Below are 6,996 nucleotides of genomic sequence, written 5' to 3'. Positions count from 1 at the left end.
GCAGAACCACCAGCTGATCCCTGCCTGTTTGGGTGCTGCCAGTCACGGGAATGGCCTGACCCGCCTGATGAAAGCACTACGGCACGAGGCACCCGAGTTCGATATCGCCGCCGGACGTGATGAAGCAGCTGAGAACGCCCGCGCGATTGCTGGTTTTGCAGACGTCAAAAAACATGTTGGTAAAATCATCGTCCTGCGTGGCTTGGGTGATGGTGTAAAAGCGCATGAACCTTTGGGGGGCGAGACGGTCGGAAATCTGACCACTTTGGATGCCAAGACGCAGATCAATCAGCTCGAGGCGGGTCAGATCGGCCTTGCCGTCAAATCCGACCATCTTAATCCGGGTAATCTCTACGACAGCAACTCCGCCACTCCGTTGCCCGAATGGGCATCGTCGCACCCTGCAGCCCACCGGCAGATCGTGTCACCTGCGCATGAGCGGGACGATGTGCGCCTATCGAATGCTCTTGGGCGTATGGTCGAGATCGATCCAGGTCTTCATCTGGCTCAGGATGAGCTTAGTGGTCATGCAATTCTGGGATCGCAAGGCCCACAACATATGCGCCGCGTCGCAACCAAACTGGACGAGGATTTTGGCGTCGAGATTGCGACTGAACCTGTTGAGACTGCATATCGCGAGACTATTCGTTCAACCATCGAACACCGGCATCGTCATCGCAAACAGTCAGGCGGCGCGGGTCAGTTTGCCGATGTTGTGATCTCGATAGCACCAATGCCACGCGGTGCTGGCTTTCAGTTTGATGAAATCGTCAAAGGTGGCGCTGTACCCAAAAACTACATCCCGTCTGTAGAGCACGGGGCAAAAGACGCGCTTGAACAAGGGCCTGAAGGTTTCCCTGTTGTAGATGTCAAAATCACGCTGAGCGATGGCAAGCACCATAACGTCGACAGTTCTGACTACGCCTTCAGAACTGCTGGCAAGAATGCGGTGCGCGAAGCGCTCCCACAGGCAAAGCCTGTGGTTCTGCAACCGATCCTGAATGCCGAAATCCATCTGCCTTCTGCCTTTGTCGGTGATCTGGTTCCGACGATCAGTTCTTTGCAGGGGCAGGTGTTAGGCTTCGAGGGCAATCCAAATGCCTCAGGTTGGGAGATTTTTAATGCTCAGCTCCCCGCAGTGGCCGAGGACGAATTGCACCGCACCCTGGCAAGTGCAACGCGCGGAACAGGTTGGGTCAAACTGCAATTTGATCATTATGAAGAACTGCGCGGGCCAGTGCCCAAGTCAGCTGCCCGCGAAACAGCCAACGCCTAAGTGAACTGCAGCAGCAGGCCAAGCTTAGCCTGCTGCTGCAATAAGTTCGCGCGTGTAATCGGTCTGAGCGTTCTCGAACAATGACTCAGCCGATCCCATTTCAACTACATCACCATTCCGCATGACGATCACATTATGCGACATTGCCCGCACGACCTTGAGGTCGTGGCTGATGAACAAATAGGCCAGCCCATATTTCCGCTGCAGGTCGCGCAACAGATCAACGATCTGGACCTGAACTGTCATGTCCAGCGCACTTGTCGGCTCATCCAGAACCAGCAGTTTGGGTCGCAGGACCATCGCGCGCGCAATGGCGATACGCTGACGCTGGCCGCCTGAAAACTCGTGAGGGTAGCGATCCATCGCCTCTGGATCCAGCCCGACCTCTGTCATCACTTCGGCAACCAGTTCGCGCGGGGCGCGATGCGGGTCTACCTTGTGGATCGCCAACCCTTCGGAAATGATTTGCTGGCATGTCATCCTTGGGCTGAGGCTGCCGAACGGGTCCTGAAACACGATCTGCATATCCTTGCGCAGCCGCCTCAGTTCACGCGTGGACCAGCGGCGTACGTCCTGATCGCGGAACGTGATCCCGCCTTCGGATGCGATCAAACGCATGATCGCCAGAGCCAATGTGGTTTTGCCTGAACCACTCTCTCCGACTATGCCCAAAGTCTCTCCCGCGCGGACGCTCAGCGTTGCATCGTTGACAGCCTTCACATACCCCACGGTCCGTTTCAAAAAACCGCGCTGGATGGGAAACCAGACCTTCAGGTGATCCGTACGGGCCACCTCTTCGGCATCTGCTGCAACCGGATCCGGGTGTCCTGAAGGTTCCGCTGCCAACAGCTTACGTGTGTAAGGATGCTGCGGATTGTCGAAAATCTCGGCAGTTGGACCAGTTTCAACAATCTCGCCGTCCTTCATCACGCAAACCCGATCCGCGATCCTGCGAACGATCCCCAGATCATGCGTGATGAACAGCATCCCCATGTTTTCGGATTTTTGCAGTTCAGCCAGCAGCTCAAGAATCTGCGCCTGAATGGTCACATCCAGAGCTGTTGTCGGCTCGTCTGCGATCAGGATATCGGGTTTGTTGGCCAACGCCATCGCGATCATCACGCGTTGACGCTGCCCGCCTGACAGTTGATGAGGATAGCTGTCCAACCGGTCTTCGGGATCGCGTATGCCCACCTTGGTCAGCAACTCGACAATCCGTTCCCGCGCGACATCTCCTGACACGCCCTGGTGCAAGGCCAGAGATTCCGCCATCTGCTTCTGGATTGTATGCAGCGGGTTGAGCGAGGTCATCGGTTCCTGAAAGATAAAGCTGATATCGTTACCACGAACGTCCATCAGCAGATCTTCAGAGGCGCCGATCATCTCTTGCCCGTCGTATTGAACCGATCCCTCGACAATTGCGCTGTCGCCAAGCAGGGACACAGTACTGAGCGCTGTAACTGACTTTCCGGAACCGGACTCACCAACCAAAGCAACGGTCTCACCACGATCAACGGTGAAGGACACACCTTTTACCGCTGCACTGACCTGCCCGTCCTGGCGGAACGAGACCTTGAGGTTGTTCACATCCAGCAGGCTCATGAGAAGGTCTTTCTGGGATCGAATGCGTCACGCACGCCTTCAAAGATAAAGACCAGCAGTGACAGCATAATGGCAAAGGTGAAAAACGCGGTGAACGCCAGCCAAGGGGCCTGAAGGTTTTGTTTTGCCTGCAGGGTCAATTCACCCAACGACGGAGCCGATGAGGGCAGACCAAAGCCCAGAAAATCCAGACTTGCGAGTCCGCCAATGGTTCCGGTCACGATGAATGGCATGAATGTCAGCGTGGCAACCATCGCGTTGGGCAGCATGTGGCGGAACATGATGGTCATGTTGCCGACGCCCAGCGCCTTGGCCGCCCGCACGTATTCAAGGTTTCGCGCCCGCAGAAATTCAGCCCGAACAACCCCGACCAGGCCGGTCCACGAAAACAGGATCATAAGCGCCACCAGCAGCCAGAAACTTCGGCCCAGAATCGCGAACATGATGATGATCACATAGAGCGAGGGCGTGGCCGACCAGATCTCGATAATGCGCTGGAAAATCAGATCCAGCCAACCTCCAAAAAACCCTTGAATGGCACCGGCAAATATCCCGATCAGGCTGGCCGCACCGGTCACGATCAGGGTGAACAGGATCGACAGACGGAAGCCATAGATGACCCGGGCAAGCACATCGCGCTTGGTGTCATCCGTACCCAGAAGATTCTGGCCATTGGGCGGCAGTGGGGCCGCACCGGGGCGATCCACACTTGTGTTGAAGGAATAGGGGATAAGGGGCCAAATCGCCCAACCACGCTCGAAACCTTCGGCCTGAAAGGTTCCGGCGTCGATCTGTTCAATGATCCCTTCGGGGTCATCAAAGCACTGCTCGAGACCGCCGCTGTCGATCAAACACTGGACCTCGGGATCGCGGTAGATCGCTTCGGTCTGAAAATCTCCGCCAAAATCCGTTTCCGGATAGAACTTGAAGATTGGCGTATAGAGCTCACCCCGGTAGCTGACCAGGATCGGTTTGTCGTTGGCGATGAATTCGGCGAAAAGCGAAAGGCCGAACAGAACACCAAAAATGATCAGCGACCAGAACGCCCGGCCATTGCGCCGGAAATTGCGCCAACGCCGTTGATTGAGAGGGGAAAGCGCCATTTACCCCTCCCGCTTTTCGAAGTCGATGCGTGGATCGACGAGGACATACATCAGGTCGCTGATGATACCGACGACCAGTCCCATCAGGCCGAAGATGAAGAGCGTACCGAAGATGACGGGATAATCACGCGCGACAGCAGCTTCGAAACCCAGCCGTCCAAGGCCGTCCAGTGAGAAGATCGTTTCGATGATGATTGAGCCGCCAAAGAAAACGCCGATGAATACCGCAGGGAACCCTGCGATGACGATGAGCATAGCATTCCGGAATACGTGACCGTACAGCACCCGGCTTTCACTCAGCCCTTTAGCGCGCGCAGTCATGACGTATTGTTTTTTGATTTCATCGAGGAATGAGTTCTTGGTCAGCAATGTCAGCGTCGCAAAAGCCGAAATCGTCAGGGCGATGATAGGCAAGGCAATATGCCAGAAGTAGTCGGCGATCTTGCCAAACAGGCTAAGGCTATCCCAATTGTCTGAGGTGAGCCCCCTAAGCGGGAATATCTGCCAGTAAGAACCACCCGCAAACAGTACCAGCAGCAGGATCGCAAACAGGAAACCCGGGATCGCGTAAGCCACGATAATCGCACCACTGGTCCAGGTATCAAATCTTGAGCCATCCTTTACCGCTTTGCGAATACCCAACGGAATCGACACCAGATACGCAATCAGTGTCGACCAAAGACCCAGCGAAATCGAAACCGGCATCTTTTCAAGCACCAGATCAATCACACTGATCGACCGGAAATAGCTCTCACCAAAATCCAGCGTCAGATAGTTACCCATCATACCGAGAAATCGCTCAAGCGGCGGCTTGTCGAAACCGAATTCCTTTTCCAGTTCCGCGATGAACTCAGGAGGCAGACCGCGTGCACCAACGTATTTGTCGTCGAATACCCCGCCTGCGGGCTCTGCACCGGCACCGGTATCGCCGCCACCGGCAAAACCGGCAAAGACATCACCCTGCCCTTCGATCTGCGCGATGATCTGCTCAACCGGTCCACCCGGTACAAATTGCACCAGCGTGAAATTGACAATCATGATGCCCAGAAGCGTCGGAATGACGAGCAACAGGCGTCTTAGAATATAGGCGCCCATGTTATCGCAGTGCGCCTTCTGCCTTCAGTTCTGCCTCTTTCTCTGGATTGACCCACCACAGGTCGAGGTATCCGAGCGCATAGGGAGGCAGGTTCTCAGGGTATTCATACATATCGTAGTAGGCCGTCCAGTAGTCCGCGATGTATCCGACAGGGATCACAAAGAACTCATACCGCAAAGCACGGTCGAGCGCCATGAGCGCCGTATCCTGATCGGCCTGATTGTCCGTTTCGAATGACGCTTCAATGATTGCATCAACCAACGGGCTGGCTAGTCCGGCCGGGTTAAACAGGCTGAACTCAGCTTCGTCCGACCCATACATCTGGCTCAGCCCGCCACCCGTAGACAGGAAAGAGCCGTAGCGCGTTGAATAGACCATGTCGTAATCCCGCTCACGGCTGCGCAGCGTGTATTGGGCAGGATCAACCTTTTCAGCTTTGGCATCGACACCAATGGATTGCAGATTCTGAACGAAGGTTTCGATCATCGTTGCCGTCGATGTCGGCAGGTTGGAGGGATACGGGATTTCAACCCGCAGCGTCTGCCCTTGCGCGTTACGGCGCAGATTCCCTTGGCCTACCGGCCAACCGGCTTCATCCAGAAGTTTGGACGCTTTGCGTAGGTTGCGGCGATCATTCAAACGTGCCGGATTGGATTCGTGCACGACCAGTGCGGGCTCGGCCAGAAACTCTGCTGGAACAACGTCACCAAGCGTTTCGAGAAATTCCAGTTCCGCGCCATCTGGCAAACCCTCAGCCTGCAACGGGGTACCTTGTACAAACGAACTGCGCGGTGCGTTCAGTCCGAACATCAGCGATTCATTTGCCCATTCAAAGTTGAACGCCAAAGCCAAGGCCTTACGCACATTTTTGTCTGCAAACTGCGGTTTGGCCAGATTGAAAACAAACCCGGATGGCGTCGGAGGGCTGCCATCGAGAATTTCATCCCTTACCACAAAACCTTCAGTCAGCTTTGGGAAGTCGTAGCTGGACGCCCAGAGTTTCGGATCGCTTTCGATCCGCATAGTGTATTCGCCCGCTTTGAACCCTTCGAAAGCAGCAGTTTGGTCCGCGAAGTACTCCAGGCGAATGGTGTCATAGTTATGCCGACCCCGATTGATGGGAAGATCTTTGCCCCAATAGTCATCTCGGCGTTTATAGACGATGCGGCGATTGATGTCGTAGCTGTCCAGTTTGTATGGCCCGGATCCCACGGCAACTTCGAGCCGGGGCTCATCCAGACGGCGGGACTCATCCGCTTCGAACCAAGCCTTAGAGAACACGGGGGTCGCACCCACCGTTTCGATCAGACTGCGGCGGGTCACGTCGGGGTTGAAAGTGAATTTGACGGTGTGATCATCCAGCGCTTCAGCACCGGTCACCATCCGACCGACAGCCTGCGCGTATGACGGCAAACCCTGTTCGATGAACAGCCTGTGGCTATAGACGACGTCCTCGGCTGTAACGGGCGTGCCATCCCAGAATGTCGCTTCGGGCCGCAGATGGAAAATGACGTAGTTGCGCCCTTCGTCATACTCGAGGCTTTCGGCTATGACACCGTAGTACTGACCGACACTGTCATCAGTGCTGTCGATCAGGCGATCATACTGAAGTGTTGTCAAAGCACCCGGGCGGCCCTTGCGCGAGTAGGGGTTTAATGAATCGAATGTACCCGATGCCGCAAGGGAAAGCTCTCCACCCTTAGGCGCATCCGGATTGACATAGCCCAGATGCTCATAGTCGGCCGGGTAGTCCAGATTACCAAAGTACGAGTAGCCGTGACTTTTGGTAATCTTCTCTTCAGCTGCAGTAGAGTGTCCAGCTATCCCCAGCAGTAAAGCCGCCGATATTCCCAAAACTGATGCCCAAGGCCGAACAGTTGATACGCGCGTTTCAGGCAGGCGGGGATTCATATGGCTCA

General features: G+C 55.4%; 4 protein-coding genes and 1 pseudogene. 1 reads left to right on the top strand and 4 read right to left on the bottom strand.

Annotated elements, in window-relative coordinates; all coding sequences use genetic code 11:
• Positions 1 to 1,276 (top strand): annotated as a pseudogene (locus E1297_RS22280) (elongation factor G); the annotation flags it as partial.
• 24 nt (positions 1,277 to 1,300) lie between these two features.
• On the opposite strand, the gene E1297_RS22275 reads toward E1297_RS22280, so the two are convergent.
• From E1297_RS22275 to E1297_RS22260, 4 genes are read right to left on the bottom strand one after another with little or no spacing between them, the layout of a single operon-like run.
• The gene (locus E1297_RS22275) at positions 1,301 to 2,878 is read right to left on the bottom strand and encodes an ABC transporter ATP-binding protein (protein ID WP_155142395.1); all 1,578 of its coding nucleotides are present in this window, start codon (positions 2,876 to 2,878) and stop codon (positions 1,301 to 1,303) included.
• On the bottom strand, positions 2,875 to 3,981 hold the full coding sequence (locus E1297_RS22270) for an ABC transporter permease (protein WP_155142393.1): 1,107 nt from the start codon (positions 3,979 to 3,981) through the stop codon (positions 2,875 to 2,877). The genes E1297_RS22275 and E1297_RS22270 overlap by 4 nt, the downstream gene beginning before the upstream one ends.
• On the bottom strand, positions 3,982 to 5,076 hold the full coding sequence (locus E1297_RS22265; protein ID WP_155142391.1) for a microcin C ABC transporter permease YejB: 1,095 nt from the start codon (positions 5,074 to 5,076) through the stop codon (positions 3,982 to 3,984).
• A 1-nt stretch (position 5,077) separates the two neighbouring features.
• Positions 5,078 to 6,988, bottom strand: a complete 1,911-nt coding sequence (locus E1297_RS22260) for an extracellular solute-binding protein (protein WP_155142389.1) — start codon at positions 6,986 to 6,988, stop codon at positions 5,078 to 5,080.
• Between the last annotated feature and the right edge of the window lie 8 nt (positions 6,989 to 6,996).

This window comes from Roseibium sp. RKSG952 (assembly GCF_009711355.1).
This window is presented reverse-complemented; position numbering and strand designations above follow the sequence as displayed.